Genomic DNA, 17041 nt, shown 5'->3' on the forward strand with positions numbered 1-17041 from the left:
CTAGGCTGATCCGGTGCGTCAGAACCCGAGCTTCGCGATGACCGACGTCGGTGAGATCCGCCGTCTCATCGATCTCAACCCGTGGGTCACTCTCGTCAGCCAGGCCGAGGAGGGCCTCGTCGCCTCGCACTACGCCGTCATGCTCGACGAAGACCGCGACGACCTCACGATCGTGGGGCACGTCGGCAAGCCCGACGACGCGATCCTGGGTCTCGGCGCTCGTGAACTGCTCGTCGTGGTTCAGGGCCCGCACGGCTACATCACACCGCGCTGGTACGGCGAGGTGGCGGCCGTGCCCACGTGGAACTTCGTGTCGGCCCATCTCCGTGGCATCCCGGAACTTCTTTCTCCCGAAGAGAACCTGCGCGTCCTCGACAGACTGGTCGACCGATTCGAAGGTCACGGAGACGACGCCCGCGGCCTCTACACGCTGCCGAACGACGTCACGTTCGTCGAGCGCCTCGAGCGGGGCACGGTGGGGTTCCGCCTCACTCCGACGCATGTGACGGCCAAGCGCAAGCTCAGCCAGAACCGCACGGTCGAGGTCGTCGAGACGATCATCGACGGTCTGACCGCCGAGGGGCGCCACGAGCTCGCCGACGAGATGCGGCGCGCCGCCGACGCCCGGGTCCGTCCGTGATCGGCGAGGAGGCGGGGTTCGTCCGTGCGGTGCGGGTGGCCGGCCCGGGGCGGGAGTTCCTCCCCACCACCGAACCGGTCGACATCGTCGTCGCCGATGGGCGTATCGCCGACATCGCCCCCACGGGAAACCTGCGTCCCACCGGCTTCGTCGTCGACGGCGAGGGCGGGTGGCTCCTCCCAGGGCTGTGGGACCACCACGTGCACGTGTTGCAATGGGCTCTCGCCGCCGACCGCGTCGCCCTCGGCGAGGTGGCGAACGCGCGCGACGCCGCCGCGATCATGGCCCTCGCCCCCGAGACCGACGGGCGCCGCATCGGCACGGGCTTCCGCGACGGCCTCTGGCCTGATTCGCCGAGCCTCGACGTGCTGGATGCCGCGACCGGCGGCGTCCCCACCTATCTGATCAACGCCGACGTGCACAGCGTGTGGATGAACACGGCGGCCTTCCGCCGCGAGGGCTTCGAGCTCGTGGCATCCGGGGTCGTCGTCGAAGAGGACGCGTTCGAGATCTCGCGGCGGCTCAACGCCGTCGCCCCCGAAGTGGCGGACGCGGCCGTCGAGCGAATGGCGCACGCGGCGGCGGCGCGGGGCGTCGTCGGCCTCGTCGACCTCGACATGACCTGGAACGACGAGCCGTGGCAGCGACGTTCCGCACGCGGGTTCGACGCGCTGAGGGTGTCGTACGGAACGTATCCGCAGGACCTCGACCGCGCCATCGCCGAAGGACTGCGCACCGGCGAACCCGTCCGCGGGTCGACGAACGGCCTCGTTCGCGTCGGACCGCTCAAGGCCATCACCGACGGCTCGCTGGGGACCCGAACCGCCGCTTGCGCTCACCACTATCCGGGCGAGGTCGGCAATCACGGCCTGCTCACGGTTCCGCCGGACGAGCTCGTCGAGATGATGACGCGCGCGACGGCCGCGGGGCTGGAGTGCGCGATCCACGCGATCGGTGATCTCGCCAACGCCCACGCCCTCGACGCCTACGCCCGCACCGGCGCGGTCGGCACGATCGAGCACGCCCAGCTCGTCGCGCACGCCGACATTCCGCGCTTCGCCCGTCTGGGAGTCGCCGCGAGCGTGCAGCCCGAACACGCGCTGGATGATCGGGACATGACGGATGCCATCTGGGCCGAGCAATCCGCCCAGCCCTACCCGCTCCGCGCCCTCGCCGACAGCGGCGCCAACCTGCGCTTCGGCTCCGACGCGCCGGTCGCGCCCCTCGATCCCTGGGCAGCCATGGCATCGGCGGTCTTCCGCACGCGCGATGGTCGGGACGCGTGGCAGCCTCACCAGCGAGTCGACATCGACACCGCCATCGCGGCATCCACCGCCGGGGGTTCGACGGACGCGGCGGAGATTTCACCCGGCGCGGTCGCCGACGTGGTCATCGTCGGCGCGGATCCGCTCACGGCCGACGAGCGGAGCCTTCGGTCGATGCCGGTGCGCACGACGCTCCTGGCCGGACGCGTGACGCACGGCGTCTGAACTTCCCCGCGCGGGGGCTACCCGTCGCCTTCGCGCGTTCGCCGACAGGAGCCGACTCTCGGCGGCTCCCGCGTGCGGGAACGACGAAGGGGGCGATGCCGAAGCACCGCCCCCTTCGCAGAGACGTCTTACGCGGCGAGGTGCGCGAAGAGGAACCAGCGGTCCTTGTCGAGACCGCGCTTGATCTCGATCGCGACGTCCTGGCTCGACATGTCGATCTCGTCGAGACCCTCGATGGCGGTCTCGATGTCGACGAGCACGGCGTCGATGTCGGCGATCACCGCGCGGATGACGACGTCGGACTGCGCGAAGCCGGCGGGAACCTCGGTGGCCTTGGCCTTGGCGGCGACCGTCGACAGACGCGAATCGATGGGAAGCCCCAGGGCGACGATGCGCTCGGCAGCCAGGTCGGCCCAGTCCTGCGCGTGGGCGACCACCGAGTCGAGCAGCTCGTGCACGCCGATGAAGTTGGAGCCGCGGACGTGCCAGTGGGCCTGCTTGCCGTTGACGACGAGGGCCTCGAGGCCGATCACGACGGGGGAGAGGAACTGGGCGGTGCCGGCGGCCATCGTGGGGTCGACGGTGGTGGCGGCGGGGGTCTGAACGGTGCTCATTTTTTTTGCTCCTTAGGCGACGTTCGAAGTCTCGATGGATGCAACGCTACTCACGTGAGAGCATTCCGCAAGCAAGATGAGGCTCGGCTAAATACCTGGTGAATAGGCAAACCTCACCTAGCCTCGACACCCCCGTGAGGAGCGCCGGGCACAGGGCCGAAACTCATCAGGACGCGTCCGCACCGGCGGCTGCGAGTGTGGAGCGTGCCCGAACGGCCATCTTTCCGACGTCCGGAACGGCAGCCACCACCGCCGAACCCCAGACGCGTTAGCCTCGGCCCATGCCGATCGCCCCCGATGCCGCTGTCCTGGCCCTTCCCGACGCTGCTCCGAGCCTTCACGACACGGCTTTCGTGGCATCCGGTGCGCGCATCATCGGGGCCGTGACTCTGCAGGAGGGGGCAAGCGTCTGGTACAACGCCGTCGTGCGCGGCGATAGCGCGTCGATCACGGTCGGGCCCCGCAGCAACCTGCAGGACAACGTGTCTGTTCATGTCGACCGCGGACGGCCGGTCACCATCGGGGCCGATGTCTCGGTGGGGCACAACGCCGTCGTGCACGGCTGCACCATCGGCGACGGCTCGCTGATCGGGATGGGCAGTGTCGTGCTGTCGGGGGCCGAGATCGGACCCGGATGCCTCGTCGCCGGGGGAGCGGTGGTGCTGGAGGGTGCCGTCATCCCCGCGGGCTCACTGGTCGCGGGCGTCCCCGGCAAGGTGCGTCGCGCCCTGACCGACGAGGAACGCGACGGCATCCTGCGCAACGCGCAGACCTACCTCGCCCACACCGCTCGCCACGCCTCGGCGACACCGACCCCGGATGCCGACACCCCGGCGATATCGGCCGGCTGAGCTGTCTCGCGGCGCGCGGTCGGCGTAGTCTCGCCGAATGCAGATCACGTCTCTGGAACCGAACGAGATCTTCGTCTTCGGCTCGAACGCCGCAGGTGCTCACGGGGGCGGAGCAGCGCGTTTCGCCCTGGACCGCTTCGGCGCGGTGTGGGGGCAGAGTGAGGGTCTCCAAGGCCGGTCGTACGGCATCGACACGATGTCGGGGCTCGGCGTTCTGGAAGAGCAGGCCCGGCGCTTCTTGGCGTTCGCGCGGACGCATTCCGAACTGCGGTTCCTCGTGACCGAGGTCGGATGCGGGATTGCCGGCTATCGTCCGCAACAGGTGGCGGCCTTCTTCGCGGGTGCGGGCGCGAACGTCGTGCTGCCGGAATCGTTTCAGGCTGCGCTGAGGGCGTGAGGAGAAAATCGCAACGACGAATCTCTCGCTCGCGGAATGTGGAGGGGCTGACGAGAATCGAACTCGCATCATCTGTTTGGAAGACAGATGAAAGACCCTTTTGGCTGCGACTAGACCCGCGTCGTTTCAGGAAACAAGGCGGTTCCCTCGCGTCATAAGGCACCCGTCTGAGAGCAAAGATTGTCCACGGATTGTCCATGCCGAGACACGCGGACTATCTATCGGCCATGATGGACCAGTACGAGTTTCCGAGATGGGGGCAGCGATGTCGCGGTGGGTGGATCAGATGTTCGACGCGCAGGCAGTTCTTGCGGGCGGAGTCGTCCGTCGGAGCGTGCACGATGTGCGGCGCTTTGGCGCGATGGACGAGATCGTCGAGAGAGCACAGGAAAATGGGTGGCACGTCGTCGAAACGGGAGACCAGATAGTGGTGCTCTGTCACGCAGGAGCGCTCGCTATCCACTGCTGATAAGTATCAGCGATCAGGTGCGCCTGGCTATTATGCGTGTATGGCTCTTGAACCCAGTGAATCTGTAGCAGTCTTCGAGAGCGCCCTGCGTAGCGCCATACGCGAGGTTTTGCCCGTGTGGCAGACAAAGCTCACGGCTGAGGCTGTTGAGAAGCTAAAAGAGAAGCAGTCAATTGACAACAAAAAGCGAGACGGTGCAGTCGCCAGCTCCGATCTTCTCGACTACACAGAGACGACGCAGCTAACTCGTCTGGTGGAGTCGAATTGGGATAGCTTCAAGCCCTTGTTTCAGGACCTGGCGCGACTCAAAGTGATGTTCGAGCTGGTGAATGACTATCGAAACCCGGCACAACACAACCGCGTGGTCCTGCCGTTCGAGCGCGATCTTCTGTCAGGGGGCGCGCAGCAGGTACAGAATCAGGTAGCTATCTTCAGGGGTACCTCGGGGAGCAAGACTAGGTACTACCCGCGAATCGAGTCCGCGACGGATCATCTAGGACGTGCTTCGGTTGTGCCCGCGGACATCTATAGCCAACCCGCCCGTCCGCGCCTCGATGTTGGAGATTGGGTGGAGGTGCAGGCTAGCGCCGTCGCGGCCCGCGGGTTCGACTTGGAATGGTGGATCTTCGCTGGCGACCTGTTGCCTGGGTTCGAGATGATGACGCGCCCTAATCGCGGCCCAGATGCCATCGGGTCTGAGGTGGTGCTGCGATATCGAATGACCGCGGCTGATGTGAGCGAGCAGCGGACGGTTCACGTGCGCATGGCCAGCACGTCGAAGTTCCATCGGACCGATTGGTACGACGGTCACGCCTACTTCCACTTCGCCGTGAACCCACCCGAGGGTGAATAGCTAGCGCCCCGTCAGTGGCCTCTCCCGGGTTGAGCTGGCGATTACACGATGCCAGCTCGGCCAGCTCGGCCAGCTCGACAACGAGACCCACATCGCCCCTCAGGCCCTCGATGGCCTCCTGGGTGATCCTGTCCAGCTCGCCCTGCGTGAAGCTCGCGCCCTTCCGGATGGGCTGCCGGTTGGCCGTGGAGCGGCACGTGTCGCACCGGCAGCCGGAGCGGTAGGCCAACGCCACCGGCGTGCCCGGGAGAGGGCACAGGATGGCGGTGCTGGTCTTGCGCTTCTGGACGCGGTCACCCCGGCGGCGCCGCTGACGCTCGCTCTTCGCGGTGTTTTCGGCTGTGCACGTATCGGCACCGGCATCCGCGGCGCTCGTACGCCGTGCGCCATCCCACGCCCCGCACGGGGCACTAGACGCTCACGCCTTCTTCCGCTTCTTGCCTTGCTGAAGTTTGGACACCAGAGCGTCCACCTTCTCCACGGCGTCGACGTGCATGCGCTCGTTGGAGTGGAGGTAGCGCCTGGTACTCGTAGCCGAGGCATGTCCGGCGCGCTCCTGAACAACTCGCTCTGAGGCGCCATCCTCGGCCACGAGGCTGAGACCGATATGCCGGATGTCGTGCGCGTGGAAGTTCTCCAGCCCGGCAGCGATGACGGCATTGTTCCAGGTGTCTTGCAGTGACCTGCGTGGCATGTGTGCCCCACGCTCGCCGGGAACACAGGAGTGGCTCCGAAGCCGCGGGGGAGTGCCTGGAGGGCGTCCGCGCGCCGCTGGAGCAATCTGATGCGCTTGTGCTGGCCAGTTTTTGTGTCCGCGGTGATTCCCAGCCCCAGGCGCTGCTTCGTTACCGTGAGCATGCCGTCACGCGACACGTCCGACCAGTCCAGCGGGATCAGCTCGCCGAGTCGAAGATGACCGGCGAACATCACCTCGATCGCTGGTCGGTAGAAGGGGGCCACGTGAGCCAGCACGGCGTCGGAATCCTCGACGCCCCACGTCGGCCGCTTCTTCGACACGTCCCTGCCGGGGTCTTTCACCTTGCACGGTGACGCGGAGAGCATGCCCCAGTCCACGGCCTGCTCCAGCGCGCCCCTCAGGGCGTAGTAGCTGTTGCGGCGCTGCACGGGGTGGGTCGAGTGCTTCGCCCACCAGTTGTCCACACTGCGGCGCGTGATGGGGTTGAGCTTCTTGGTCCCGAAGGTGGGGCTGAGCATCGTCTTGTTGATGCTTACGAGATTTTTGTACGTGCTCGGCTTGACCTCCATCTCCCGGATGGCCAGCCAGTCCGAAAAGAAGCCGTCGAAGGTCACTGACCCTCGCCCTTCTCAACCTCGGTGAGGATGCGTCGAAGCTCTCGTTCCGCCTGAGGCCGAGTAGAGGGTCTGAAGACCTTCGAGCCACGTCCACCCTCAGGGGTCGACCACTTGAACTGATGTCCGTCCTTGTACGCGGTGACGGTGCCCGTCCCGTGGGAGCGTTTGGCCATGTTCGTGCTTCCGGTCATATCTTCTGTACGCCGGAGAGCGGGTGCTATTCAAGACTTTGTCCATGGAGGGTCAGAGGCTCCAGCGGAGGGAGCTGAATTAGCTACGGAAACGGTGCTTGACCAGGCACTTACTGTGGAGGGGCTGACGAGAATCGAACTCGCATCATCTGTTTGGAAGACAGAGGCTTTACCACTAAGCTACAGCCCCGGATTTTCGCGGATCTTTCGACGAACCGCGAAGTCGGACGACACCAACTCTACGACACGTCGACGCTCCTCGCGAACGCGCGACGAGACATCCAGGCGTCCTGGATGGCAAGGGGGCCGGTGAAATCGGCGGAGCCAGGGCTATCGACTAGACTTTCAGCGGTCGTTTCGTCGGCGCGTGCCGCGCGCCGCCCCGGGGCGTAGCTCAGCTTGGTAGAGCGCCCGCTTTGGGAGCGGGAGGCCGCAGGTTCAAATCCTGTCGCCCCGACGTCACGGCCCCACAGACCACAGGCCTAGCCGGCCCCCGCGTGCGCGCGGGCCACACGAGGAGAACGAACCGCATGGTCAACAGCACCGTCGAGAAGCTCAGCCCCACCCGGGTCAAGCTGCACATCACGGTTTCGCCTGACGAGCTCAAGCCGAGCATCGCCCACGCCTACGAGCACATCGCCCGTGACGTGCAGATCCCCGGCTTCCGCAAGGGCAAGGTCCCCGCGCCGATCATCGACCAGCGCATGGGCCGTGGTGCCGTCATCGAGCACGCCGTCAACGAGGGTCTCGACGGGTTCTACCGCGAGGCCGTCGAGGCCAACGAGCTGCGAGTGATCGGTCGTCCCAACGCCGAGATCGTGGAGCTCCCCGAGCTCAAGGACTTCTCCGGCGACCTGATCGTCGACGTCGAGGTCGACGTGCGTCCCGAGTTCGACCTTCCCGCGTACGACTCGATCACGGTGACGGTCGACGCCGCCGAGGTCGACGAGGCCGGCATCGACGCCGAGCTCGACCGCCTGCGCGCGCGCTTCGGCACGCTCATCACGGTCGACCGCCCCGCCAAGACGGGTGACTTCGTCGAGCTCGACCTCGTCGCCACGATCGACGGCAACGAGATCGACCGCGCCGAGGGCGTGTCGTACGAGATCGGCTCCGGCGAGCTGCTCGAGGGCATCGACGAGGCCATCGAGTCGCTCACGGCAGACGAGCAGACCACGTTCCGCTCGAAGCTGGTCGGTGGCGAGCACGCCGGTGAAGAGGCCGAGGTCTCGGTCACCATCACCGCCGTCAAGGAGCGCGAGCTCCCCGAGGCCGACGACGACTTCGCGCAGATGGCGTCGGAGTTCGACACCATCGCCGAGCTCCGCGAGTCGCTGAGCGAGCGCGTCTCGCAGCAGTCCGTGTTCACGCAGGGCTCCGCCGCGCGTGACAAGTTCATCGAGGCGCTCCTCGAGGCCGTCGAGATCCCCGTGCCCCCGCAGCTCATCGAGGACGAGGTGCACCAGCACCTCGAGGGCGAGAACCGCCTCGAAGACGACGAGCACCGCGCCGAGGTCACCGAGGCGAGCGAGAAGCAGTTCCGCACGCAGATGGTCCTCGACAAGATCGCCGAAGACGCCAACGTCCAGGTGTCGCAGGACGAGCTGACGCAGTACCTCATCCAGTCGGCCGCGCAGTACAACATGGCGCCGCAGGACTTCGTCAACGCGCTGCAGCAGGGCAATCAGCTGCCCGCGCTCGTCGGTGAGGTCGCCCGCAACAAGGCCCTCGCGATCGCGCTCGGCAAGGTTTCGGTCGTCGACACCAACGGCAAGCCCGTCGACCTGACCGGCTTCGTCGCCGTCGAGGGCGAAGAGCCCGCCGAGGGCGACGACGACGCCGACGAGGCTCCCGCCGCCGAGGACGCTCCCGCGAAGGCTCCCGCCAAGAAGCGCGCCCCCGCCAAGAAGAAGGCCGCCGAGCCCGCCGCCGACGAGGCTCCCGCCGCTGAGGAAGCGCCCGCGAAGGCTCCCGCCAAGAAGCGTGCGCCGGCCAAGAAGAAGGTCGCCGACGAGGCTTCGGACAGCGAGTAAGTCGACACGAGGGGGCGGATGCCGTGGCATCCGCCCCCTTTTTTTCGTTCCCGGAAGCCGCGCAGGCCGTCCGGTCCCGTCGGTCGAGTGCCCAGAACACGCCGCACAGGCGCCGCGCCCCACGGCATGTTCGGGACACTCAACATGAGAGAGAGCACGTGAGATGAGCGACTGGCAGAGCCGAGCGGATGCCGTCTGGGCCGATGAGGCGCTCAGTCCCGAGGCCGTGATCGAACGCATCGACGCGCTGGCTGCCGAGCGGCCCGCGGATGACGCGGTCGCGCTGTTCGAGCGAGCCGGAGCGCGTGACTCCGCCGGCGTCGAGGACGAGGCCGAGCAGCTCTATCGTCGCGCCCTCGAGCTCGGACTCGACGACGAGCGCCGCACGCGCGCGACGATCCAGCTCGCGAGCACAATCCGTAATCTCGGCAAGACCGCGGAGGCACTCGCGATGCTCAAGGCCGAGTACGAGCGCGAGCCTCGCGGACCGCTGCACGATGCGGCCGCCGCCTTCTACGCGCTCGCTCTCGTGTCGAATGCAGAGCCCGAGCGGGCGGCATCCGTCGCTCTGCAGGCCCTCGCCCCGCACCTGCCGCGCTATACCCGCTCCGTGACCGGATACGCGCGAGAAATCGCCGAACAACCGCGCTGATCCGCCCGCGGCGAACACGGCATCCCGCCCTGGAACGCGCCGGTAGATTCGTTTCAGATCACGGAAGAGGAGCACACATGCCCGAACCCCTTATGGCAACGAGCGTCTTCGACAGACTGCTCAAGGACCGCATCATCTGGCTCGGTTCCGAGGTGCGCGACGACAACGCCAACGAGATCTGCGCCAAGATCCTGCTGCTTGCCGCAGAAGACCCGCAGAAGGACATCTACCTCTACATCAACTCGCCCGGTGGCTCGATCACGGCCGGTATGGCGATCTACGACACCATGCAGTTCGTGCCGAACGACATCGTCACCGTCGGTATCGGCATGGCGGCCTCGATGGGTCAGCTTCTGCTCACCAGCGGCACCAAGGGCAAGCGCTACATCACGCCCAACGCCCGCGTGCTGCTGCACCAGCCGCACGGCGGGTTCGGCGGGACGTCCAGCGACATCCAGACGCAGGCGCAGCTCATCCTCGACATGAAGCGTCGCCTCGCCGAGATCACCGCGGCGCAGACCGGCAAGAGCGTCGAGCAGATCAACGCCGACGGAGACCGCGACCGCTGGTTCACCGCCCAGGAAGCTCTCGAGTACGGCTTCGTCGACCACATGCGCGAGCACGCCACCGACGTCACCGGCGGCGGCGGAACCGCAGCGGTCTGAGCCGAGAGGAAAAGGACACCGACATGAACATCCCCACTTTCGGCGGCACCGCAGCCCACATGCCCTCGAGCCGCTACGTCCTCCCTCAGTTCGAGGAGCGCACGGCTTACGGCTACAAGCGTCAGGACCCGTACAACAAGCTGTTCGAAGACCGCGTGATCTTCCTCGGCGTGCAGGTCGACGACGCGTCGGCCGACGACGTCATGGCGCAGCTTCTCGTGCTCGAGTCGCAGGACCCCGACCGCGACATCATCATGTACATCAACTCGCCCGGTGGTTCGTTCACGGCCATGACGGCGATCTACGACACGATGCAGTACGTCTCGCCGCAGATCCAGACCGTCGTGCTCGGACAGGCAGCCTCTGCGGCATCCGTGCTACTGGCCGCCGGCGCCCCCGGCAAGCGTCTCGCCCTGCCGAACGCCCGCATCCTGATCCACCAGCCCGCGATGGGCGAGGCCGGTCACGGACAAGCGTCCGACATCGAGATCCAGGCGCAGGAGATCCTCCGCATGCGCACCTGGCTCGAAGAGACCATGGCGCGCCACACCGGCCAGGACGTCGCGAAGGTCAACAAGGACATTGATCGCGACAAGATCCTCTCCGCCGCCGAGGCGATGGAGTACGGCATCGTCGACCAGGTGCTCACGACCCGCAAGCGCACCCCGGCGGCCCTCACCGCCTGACGCGCTCGCGCCACGATCAGCCCCGCAGACCCGTTTCGGTCTGCGGGGCTTCGTCGTGTGCGCGGGCGCCTCGTCGTGTGCGGCAGGCCCCACGGATCGCGAGACGGCACCTCGCCGACAACCCGACGACAAGCGGCGGCGGAGATGTCGGCATGATGCAGTTTCTGGGCCGTCGGGCACCGCGTCGAGGTGGCGATCGCAGAGGTTCGGGGAGCGCGAAGATCCGGTGGGTGACCGGATGCCGTATGTCCGCCGTCGGCGATCATGACGCCGCCGCGCGCGCGAATGCCCTTGGATCACCCGGGCTCGGGTTAGGCTCGGGTAACACACCGGCGGGGGCCGGGTGACGGGAGGAACCGGCCATGGCACGTATCGGTGAGAGCGCCGACCTGTTCAAGTGCTCCTTCTGCGGCAAGAGCCAGAAGCAGGTACAGCAACTGATCGCCGGTCCGGGCGTCTACATCTGCGACGAGTGCGTCGAGCTGTGCAACGAGATCATCGAAGAGCGCATGGCGGAGTCGTCGGCCGGCGAGGTCGCCGAGTTCGACCTGCCGAAGCCGCGCGAGATCTTCTCGTTCCTCGAGGAGTACGTCGTCGGTCAGGAGCCCGCCAAGCGCGCTCTCGCCGTCGCCGTCTACAACCACTACAAGCGCGTCCGCTCGCACGGCACCCTGCAGCCCGCCGAGGCCCGTGCCGAAGAGATCGACATCGCCAAGAGCAACATCCTGCTGCTCGGACCCACCGGCTGCGGTAAGACCTACCTCGCCCAGACGCTCGCGAAGCGTCTGAACGTGCCGTTCGCGGTGGCGGATGCCACGGCCCTCACCGAGGCCGGCTACGTCGGTGAAGACGTCGAGAACATCCTCCTCAAACTGCTGCAGGCCGCCGACTTCGACGTGAAGCGCGCCGAGACCGGCATCATCTACATCGACGAGGTCGACAAGATCGCCCGCAAGGCCGAGAATCCCTCGATCACGCGCGACGTCTCGGGAGAAGGCGTGCAGCAGGCGCTGCTGAAGATCCTCGAGGGAACCGTCGCATCGGTCCCGCCGCAGGGCGGCCGCAAGCACCCGCACCAGGAGTTCATCCAGATCGACACGACGAACGTCCTGTTCATCGTCGCCGGGGCCTTCGCGGGCCTCGAGGAGATCATCTCCGCCCGCGTGGGCAAGCACGGCGTGGGCTTCGGCGCCCCGCTGCAGCGCAAGGAAGACGCGCCCGACCTGTTCAGCGAGGCCCTGCCCGAGGATCTTCACAAGTTCGGTCTGATCCCCGAGTTCATCGGTCGCCTGCCCGTCGTGGCATCCGTCTCGCCGCTTGACCAGGACGCGCTGATGGAGATCCTCACCGCGCCGCGCAACGCGCTGGTCAAGCAGTACCAGCGCATGTTCGAGCTCGACGGGGTGCAGCTCGAGTTCGAAGAGGATGCCCTCCGCGCCATCGCCGACCTCGCCGTCCTGCGGAAGACGGGTGCGCGCGGGTTGCGTGCGATCCTCGAAGACGTCCTGGGTCCGATCATGTTCGACGTGCCCTCGGCTGACGACATCGCCAAGGTCGTCATCACCCGTGCGGCCGTCGAGGATCGCGCGCAGCCCACCATCGTGCTCGCACAGAAGCGACGGAGTGCGTAACTCAGCTTCGCTGACATTCGACCTACGGACCGGGGGGACCGAGTGGATGTCGATACCGACCAGCTTTCGCTTGCGCAGCAGGTCTTGGACAGGCAAGCCGGGCACGGGCAGGCGATCGGGGAACATCTCGAAACGTATGCCCGCCTGAATGCGGGAGAACTGGGGCTGATTCTGCAGCTGTTCCAGCCGATCAGCGATGGCATCGTCGACGTCGGAAAGCGCGTCGCCGACATGTCTTCGCAGGCCTTCGGTATCGGCACCGAGCGGATGGGCGAGATCATCGACGCCTACCGCGCGGTCGAGCAGCCTGCGCGCTTGGCCGATGTCGGCCGCGCGGCCGCTGACGCAGCCCGGGCGTACCGCGAGGCCGACGAGGCCGTGGGGCGGGCGTGGTCGCTGTGATCATGCGCGGATCCGGTGAAGACGCCCGCGTCGGTCCCGTCCGGTGGAACGGACTGACGCGGGGCGGGGCGCGGATGTTGGTGCACGACGACCCCGCCTCGACGGTACGCCGCGCGACCGACGCGCTCATCGCGGCGGGATTCTCCGACGGGGGTGACACCTTCGCCACGGCGATCCGGGACAGCGGGTCGGAGTGGGTTGCCCGCGACGTCCGCCTCGGCGACATCGCAAAGTCCCGGAAGCGCGGAGTCGTCGAATTCTTCGCGGACGGAACGGGCTTCGACTTCTTCCCCCGGTTCTGGAGGGGGGCCACCCCCACCGTGGTCGTTGCGTGCGCACGACGGACGCCCGAGGGCGCCGAATTGATCGTCTACCCTCATTACTCGGTGCGCGGCGGCGCGGATCGCAACGATGCGGCCCCCCTCGTCCGTCGCGCGGTGGAAGGCCTTTCGAACGCGTACAGCGCATCGGGGGCGCTCATCTCCAGCGAGAAGCTGCTGTCCATCAAGAACGACGGCTCACCGGCATCCCAAGCCGTCGTGCGCGAGGTGCTCGGCTGGCGCTGACGCACGCGGCAGGATGGAGATCATGCTCTCCGACCTCGATCTCCCCGCGACGCTGACCACCCGCATCGGCGAGGTGACCGTCCGCCGGGCGAGGCCGGCCGATCTGCCCGCGTTGATGGCGCTCCTCGCCGACGACCCCATCAGCGCCGCGCGCGGGGACCGCGCCGACGCCGGAGACGAGGCGACCTACGACACGGCCCTGCGGAGCGTTTTGGACGCCCCGCTGAACGACCTGCTCGTCGTCGACGACGCCGGGGGAGTGCTGATCGGCACTCTCCAACTGACCCTCATTCCCGGCATGGCACGTCAGGGGGCTACCCGCCTGCTCGTCGAGGCGGTTCGGGTGTCGTCGAGCCGGCGGTCGGGCGGCATCGGCAGCGCCGTGATGCGCTGGGTCATGGACGTGGCTGCTCCGGCGACCGGCGCCACCCTCGTGCAGCTGACCTCCGACGCCGCGCGCGTCGATGCCCACCGGTTCTACACGCGGCTCGGCTTCGTCGATTCGCACATCGGGTTCAAGTACGGGCTGTGACGAGATCGGGCCCGCGCGCACGACGCGCCCGGGCCCGAGGTTCGACCGGCCTCAGCCCGCGAGACCGCGACGCTCCAGCAGCGGCTGGATCTCGGCATCCCGACCCCGGAAGCCCCGGTAGGCGGCGAGCGGATCGCCCGAACCGCCGACCCCCAGCAGGCGCCGGCGGAAGCGGTCGCCGTTGTCACGCGTGAGTCCGCCGTTCTCACGGAACCACTCCACGGTGTCGGCGTCGAGCACTTCGCTCCAGATGTACGAGTAGTAGCCGGCGCTGTAGCCGCCCGAGAACGCGTGCGCGAAGTACGTCGAGGCGTAGCGGGTGGGCACGGCGGGGTTGTCGAGCCCGATGTCGCTCAGGGCCGCTGCCTCGAACGCCGCGACGTCGATATCGGCCGAGGCCTCGTCGACGGAGAGAGCGTGCCACGCCTGGTCGATCCAGGATGCCGCGAGGTACTCGCTCGTGGCGAAGCCCTGGTTGAACGCCTCCGACGCGTGAAGTCGCTCGACGACGTCGGCCGGGAGGGGCTCTCCGGTGTCGATGTGGCGGGCATAGTGCGCGAGGATCTCGGGCCAGAGGATCCACATCTCGTTGACCTGGCTCGGGAACTCGACGAAGTCGCGGTAGACGGCCGTACCCGCGAAGTGCGGGTAGGTGACGGTGGCGAACAGGCCGTGCAGGGCGTGCCCGAACTCGTGGAAGAGGGTGGTGACCTCATCCAGGGTCAGCAGTGTCGGGGTGCCCGGGGCGGGCTTGTTCACGTTCAGGTTGTTGACCACGACGGGGGCCGTGCCACGGAGGGCCGACTGCGTGACGATCGAGTTCATCCAGGCGCCGCCGCGCTTGGTGTCGCGGGTGTACAGGTCGAGCAGGAACAGCCCGAGCTCACCGCCGTCAGCGTTGTGCACCTCGAACACGCGGACGTCGGGGTGGTAGCCCTGCAGGTCGTGACGCTCGGTGACGCGGATGCCGTAGAGCTGCTCGGCCGCGTAGAACACGCCGTCGCGCAGTACGCGCTCCACTTCGAACCAGGGGCGCAGAGCTGCGCGGTCGAGGTCGTAGCGTTTCGCGCGCACCTTCTCGGTGTAGAACGCCCAATCGTGCGCCTCGATCCGGATGCCGTCGGCATCGGCGATCGCCTGGAGCGCCTCCTGCTCGGAGCGGGCATTGGCGGCAGCGGGGGCGGCGAGTCGACGGAGCAGGTCGCGCACGGCATCCGGGGATCCCGCCGTCTGGTCGGCGAGGACCGCGGCAGCGTGCGAGGGATAGCCGAGCAGGGCCGCGCGCTCGGCTCGCAGGCGCACGATCTCGCGAAGCACCGGGCGGTTGTCGTGGTCGTTACCGCGGATGGCCCGGGAGCGCGAGGCCTCGAGAAGGCGGCGGCGGCTCTCGCGATTCTTCAGCGAGGCGAGGAGCGGGTGGCCCGTGTAGAGCGTGAGGGTGACGACGTAGCGGCCGTCGAGCCCGCGGTCGGTGGCGGCCTGGGCGGCGGCCGAGAGCTCGCCGTCGCTGAGGCCGTCGAGTTCCGCTGCGGTGTCGAAGGCGACGGCGAGGTCATTGGTGTCGGCGAGGAGGTTCTTCTCGAATGCGTTCGTCAGCACGGACAGGCGCTGGTTGAGGTCGGTCAGGCGCTGCTTCTGTTCGTCGTCGAGTCCGGCGCCGGCGAGCGACATCTCGCGATGGTGGCGCTCGACGAGGTAACGGCTCTCGTCGTCGAGGGCGAGAGCGTCGAGCTGCGCGTGCACGGCGGCGACGCGGGCGAAGAGCGCTGCGTCGAGCTGGATCGCATCGCTGTGAGCCGCCATCAGCGGGGCGAGCTCTTCTTCGACGGCCTGGATCTCTGCAGTGCCGTCGGCGGACGCGACGGTGTAGAACGCACGGGCGACGCGATCGAGCAGCTCGCCGCTTCGTTCGAGGGCGACCAGGGTGTTCTCGAAGGTGGGCGCGTCGGTCTGGGCGGTGATGGCGTCGACCTCGGCCCGCTGCGCCGCGAAGGCAGCGTGGAAAGCGGGGAGGTAATGCTCGACGGCGATGCTGCCGTAGGGCGGCAGGTCGTAGGGGAGCGAGGGCGGCGCGAGGAGGGGATTGTTCACGGCATCCGTCATCGCTCCAGCCTATGCGCCCCCACCGCTCCTGTGCAGAGAAAGGGTTGCAAACAATCCCTTGCAAAGATATCTTTGCAGTATGACCGATCAGTCGTCTCCGCGCGCCGAACGGGTTCTGGACGCCGGGGCGCTCCGAGCTCTCGCCCACCCTCTCCGCGTGCGGCTGTACGACATCCTCAGCCAGTACGGCCCCCAGACGGCGAGCAGCCTCGCCGAACTCACGGGCGAGTCGACGGGATCCACGAGCTACCACCTGCGCGCCCTGGCCCAGCACGACCTCATCCGCGAGGTCACCGACCGTGGAACCGCGCGCGAGCGATGGTGGGAACGCCCGGCCGGAATGGTGACGCTCACCAACCCCGACATGCAGAACACCCCCGCGGGTCGAACCGTGATGGAGGCGGTGCAGTCCGAAACCCTCACCCTTCGTCATCAGCAGTTGATGCATTTCGCCAATCACGGCTGGGATGAAGCGGAGGAGTGGCGGGATGCCGCGATCATCTCGACCGCGACCGCCCGGTTGACCGCGGAGCAGTCGCAGGACCTCGTCCGGCGGATCCACGCGCTCGTCGACGAAACCGTGGCCCGCTACCGCGACCAGACCGGCGACGGCGTGCGCCCCGTCACGATCCGCAACGACATCTTTCCGCTTCCGACCGAGAGGGGCTCCGCATGAGCGCCATCACGCAGACCATCGCCGTCTCCGCCCGGCCGACGCTCCTCGAAAACGCCCTCCTCGTGAGCGCCCAGGCCATGTCGACCGTCGCCGAGCGTCGCATTCGCCGGCGCATCTCCCGCGTCGAGGCCGAGCCGGCTCGTCGTGCCGGGATCGCGGCATCCCGGGCGATGTCGGGCGACGTCGCGCGGTACCTGCTGCCCCGGTAGGTCGATTTCGGCGCGCGGAACCTGAGGTCGAGCGCGCTCGGGGAGAAGGGTCTGCCGGTGGGGGATC

At 67.5% G+C, this 17041-nt stretch carries 18 protein-coding genes, 3 tRNA genes and 1 pseudogene; 16 read left to right on the top strand and 6 right to left on the bottom strand.

Annotated elements, in window-relative coordinates:
- Positions 1-13 precede the first annotated feature (13 nt).
- Positions 14-640 carry an FMN-binding negative transcriptional regulator gene (locus OVA17_RS14075; RefSeq protein WP_267787149.1) on the top strand — a complete coding sequence of 209 codons (627 nt, stop codon included), beginning with the start codon at positions 14-16 and terminating at the stop codon, positions 638-640.
- On the top strand, positions 637-2130 hold the full coding sequence (locus tag OVA17_RS14080) for an amidohydrolase (RefSeq protein WP_267787150.1): 1494 nt from the start codon (positions 637-639) through the stop codon (positions 2128-2130). The genes OVA17_RS14075 and OVA17_RS14080 overlap by 4 nt, the downstream gene beginning before the upstream one ends.
- Positions 2131-2258: 128 nt before the next feature.
- On the opposite strand, the gene OVA17_RS14085 is transcribed toward OVA17_RS14080, so the two are convergent.
- Complete coding sequence (locus tag OVA17_RS14085) at positions 2259-2744, bottom strand: Dps family protein (protein ID WP_210074780.1); 486 nt, start codon at positions 2742-2744, stop codon at positions 2259-2261.
- Positions 2745-3025: 281 nt separating this feature from the next.
- Here OVA17_RS14085 and OVA17_RS14090 point away from each other — a divergent pair, with 281 nt between their 5' ends.
- Together OVA17_RS14090 and OVA17_RS14095 are read left to right on the top strand one after the other, a co-directional pair.
- The gene (locus tag OVA17_RS14090) at positions 3026-3595 is read left to right on the top strand and encodes a gamma carbonic anhydrase family protein (protein ID WP_210074782.1); all 570 of its coding nucleotides are present in this window, start codon (positions 3026-3028) and stop codon (positions 3593-3595) included.
- A gap of 37 nt (positions 3596-3632) precedes the next feature.
- Positions 3633-3992 (top strand): hypothetical protein, encoded by a 360-nt coding sequence (locus OVA17_RS14095; protein ID WP_267787151.1) that lies wholly within the window; start codon positions 3633-3635, stop codon positions 3990-3992.
- Between the two features lie 39 nt (positions 3993-4031).
- Here the strand turns inward: OVA17_RS14095 and OVA17_RS14100 are convergent.
- A tRNA-Gly gene (locus OVA17_RS14100) sits at positions 4032-4110 on the bottom strand.
- Positions 4111-4501: 391 nt separating this feature from the next.
- On the opposite strand from OVA17_RS14100, the gene OVA17_RS14105 reads away from it, so the two are divergent.
- Positions 4502-5314, top strand: a complete 813-nt coding sequence (locus OVA17_RS14105) for a hypothetical protein (RefSeq protein WP_267787152.1) — start codon at positions 4502-4504, stop codon at positions 5312-5314.
- A gap of 418 nt (positions 5315-5732) precedes the next feature.
- Here the strand turns inward: OVA17_RS14105 and OVA17_RS14110 are convergent, their stop codons facing one another.
- The 3 genes and pseudogenes from OVA17_RS14110 to OVA17_RS14115 all read right to left on the bottom strand — a co-directional run bounded on the left by OVA17_RS14110 (position 5733) and on the right by OVA17_RS14115 (position 7009).
- Positions 5733-6095 (bottom strand): tyrosine-type recombinase/integrase, encoded by a 363-nt coding sequence (locus OVA17_RS14110; RefSeq protein ID WP_267789406.1) that lies wholly within the window; start codon positions 6093-6095, stop codon positions 5733-5735.
- A 377-nt stretch (positions 6096-6472) separates the two neighbouring features.
- Positions 6473-6625, bottom strand: a pseudogene (locus tag OVA17_RS16435) (hypothetical protein); the annotation flags it as partial.
- Positions 6626-6935: 310 nt separating this feature from the next.
- Positions 6936-7009 (bottom strand) — tRNA-Gly (locus OVA17_RS14115).
- A 193-nt stretch (positions 7010-7202) separates the two neighbouring features.
- Between OVA17_RS14115 and OVA17_RS14120 the strand changes: the two genes are divergently transcribed.
- The 9 genes from OVA17_RS14120 to OVA17_RS14160 all read left to right on the top strand — a co-directional run bounded on the left by OVA17_RS14120 (position 7203) and on the right by OVA17_RS14160 (position 13986).
- Positions 7203-7276, top strand: a tRNA-Pro gene (locus OVA17_RS14120).
- Positions 7277-7349: 73 nt separating this feature from the next.
- Positions 7350-8852 carry a trigger factor gene (gene tig / locus OVA17_RS14125; RefSeq protein ID WP_267787153.1) on the top strand — a complete coding sequence of 501 codons (1503 nt, stop codon included), beginning with the start codon at positions 7350-7352 and terminating at the stop codon, positions 8850-8852.
- Positions 8853-9015: 163 nt separating this feature from the next.
- Entirely contained in the window at positions 9016-9504 is a 489-nt protein-coding gene (locus OVA17_RS14130; protein ID WP_267787154.1) for a tetratricopeptide repeat protein, read from the top strand.
- 77 nt (positions 9505-9581) lie between these two features.
- Positions 9582-10169 carry an ATP-dependent Clp protease proteolytic subunit gene (locus tag OVA17_RS14135; RefSeq protein ID WP_174799692.1) on the top strand — a complete coding sequence of 196 codons (588 nt, stop codon included), beginning with the start codon at positions 9582-9584 and terminating at the stop codon, positions 10167-10169.
- Positions 10170-10192: 23 nt separating this feature from the next.
- A complete protein-coding gene (locus OVA17_RS14140; protein WP_267787155.1) occupies positions 10193-10855 on the top strand; it encodes an ATP-dependent Clp protease proteolytic subunit in 663 nt (220 codons plus the stop codon).
- Between the two features lie 362 nt (positions 10856-11217).
- Positions 11218-12486: an ATP-dependent Clp protease ATP-binding subunit ClpX gene (gene clpX, locus OVA17_RS14145; protein WP_267787156.1), complete on the top strand. Its 1269-nt coding sequence runs from the start codon at positions 11218-11220 to the stop codon at positions 12484-12486.
- 42 nt (positions 12487-12528) lie between these two features.
- Positions 12529-12888, top strand: a complete 360-nt coding sequence (locus OVA17_RS14150) for a hypothetical protein (protein WP_267787157.1) — start codon at positions 12529-12531, stop codon at positions 12886-12888.
- Positions 12876-13454 carry a hypothetical protein gene (locus tag OVA17_RS14155; protein ID WP_267787158.1) on the top strand — a complete coding sequence of 193 codons (579 nt, stop codon included), beginning with the start codon at positions 12876-12878 and terminating at the stop codon, positions 13452-13454. The genes OVA17_RS14150 and OVA17_RS14155 overlap by 13 nt, the downstream gene beginning before the upstream one ends.
- A 22-nt stretch (positions 13455-13476) precedes the next feature.
- Positions 13477-13986, top strand: a complete 510-nt coding sequence (locus OVA17_RS14160; RefSeq protein ID WP_267787159.1) for a GNAT family N-acetyltransferase — start codon at positions 13477-13479, stop codon at positions 13984-13986.
- Between the two features lie 51 nt (positions 13987-14037).
- On the opposite strand, the gene OVA17_RS14165 is transcribed toward OVA17_RS14160, so the two are convergent.
- The gene (locus OVA17_RS14165) at positions 14038-16089 is read right to left on the bottom strand and encodes a M3 family metallopeptidase (RefSeq protein ID WP_267787160.1); all 2052 of its coding nucleotides are present in this window, start codon (positions 16087-16089) and stop codon (positions 14038-14040) included.
- 79 nt (positions 16090-16168) lie between these two features.
- Between OVA17_RS14165 and OVA17_RS14170 the strand changes: the two genes are divergently transcribed.
- Together OVA17_RS14170 and OVA17_RS14175 are read left to right on the top strand one after the other, a co-directional pair.
- Positions 16169-16765 (top strand): winged helix-turn-helix domain-containing protein, encoded by a 597-nt coding sequence (locus OVA17_RS14170; protein WP_267787161.1) that lies wholly within the window; start codon positions 16169-16171, stop codon positions 16763-16765.
- Complete coding sequence (locus OVA17_RS14175; RefSeq protein ID WP_267787162.1) at positions 16762-16974, top strand: hypothetical protein; 213 nt, start codon at positions 16762-16764, stop codon at positions 16972-16974. The genes OVA17_RS14170 and OVA17_RS14175 overlap by 4 nt, the downstream gene beginning before the upstream one ends.
- Positions 16975-17041 lie beyond the last annotated feature (67 nt).

The sequence above is a fragment of the Microbacterium sp. SL75 genome (assembly GCF_026625865.1).
Lineage (GTDB): Bacteria > Actinomycetota > Actinomycetes > Actinomycetales > Microbacteriaceae > Microbacterium.

What these genes read in the sequence shown, in the direction of transcription:
- OVA17_RS14085 (WP_210074780.1), bottom strand. Translation starts at nt 2,744, where the DNA reads ATGAGCACCGTTCAGACCCCCGCCGCCACCACCGTCGACCCCACGATG.
- OVA17_RS14090 (WP_210074782.1), top strand. Translation starts at nt 3,026, where the DNA reads ATGCCGATCGCCCCCGATGCCGCTGTCCTGGCCCTTCCCGACGCTGCT.
- OVA17_RS14095 (WP_267787151.1), top strand. Translation starts at nt 3,633, where the DNA reads ATGCAGATCACGTCTCTGGAACCGAACGAGATCTTCGTCTTCGGCTCG.
- OVA17_RS14105 (WP_267787152.1), top strand. Translation starts at nt 4,502, where the DNA reads ATGGCTCTTGAACCCAGTGAATCTGTAGCAGTCTTCGAGAGCGCCCTG.
- tig (WP_267787153.1), top strand. Translation starts at nt 7,350, where the DNA reads ATGGTCAACAGCACCGTCGAGAAGCTCAGCCCCACCCGGGTCAAGCTG.
- OVA17_RS14130 (WP_267787154.1), top strand. Translation starts at nt 9,016, where the DNA reads ATGAGCGACTGGCAGAGCCGAGCGGATGCCGTCTGGGCCGATGAGGCG.
- OVA17_RS14135 (WP_174799692.1), top strand. Translation starts at nt 9,582, where the DNA reads ATGCCCGAACCCCTTATGGCAACGAGCGTCTTCGACAGACTGCTCAAG.
- OVA17_RS14140 (WP_267787155.1), top strand. Translation starts at nt 10,193, where the DNA reads ATGAACATCCCCACTTTCGGCGGCACCGCAGCCCACATGCCCTCGAGC.
- clpX (WP_267787156.1), top strand. Translation starts at nt 11,218, where the DNA reads ATGGCACGTATCGGTGAGAGCGCCGACCTGTTCAAGTGCTCCTTCTGC.
- OVA17_RS14160 (WP_267787159.1), top strand. Translation starts at nt 13,477, where the DNA reads ATGCTCTCCGACCTCGATCTCCCCGCGACGCTGACCACCCGCATCGGC.
- OVA17_RS14165 (WP_267787160.1), bottom strand. Translation starts at nt 16,089, where the DNA reads ATGACGGATGCCGTGAACAATCCCCTCCTCGCGCCGCCCTCGCTCCCC.
- OVA17_RS14170 (WP_267787161.1), top strand. Translation starts at nt 16,169, where the DNA reads ATGACCGATCAGTCGTCTCCGCGCGCCGAACGGGTTCTGGACGCCGGG.
- OVA17_RS14175 (WP_267787162.1), top strand. Translation starts at nt 16,762, where the DNA reads ATGAGCGCCATCACGCAGACCATCGCCGTCTCCGCCCGGCCGACGCTC.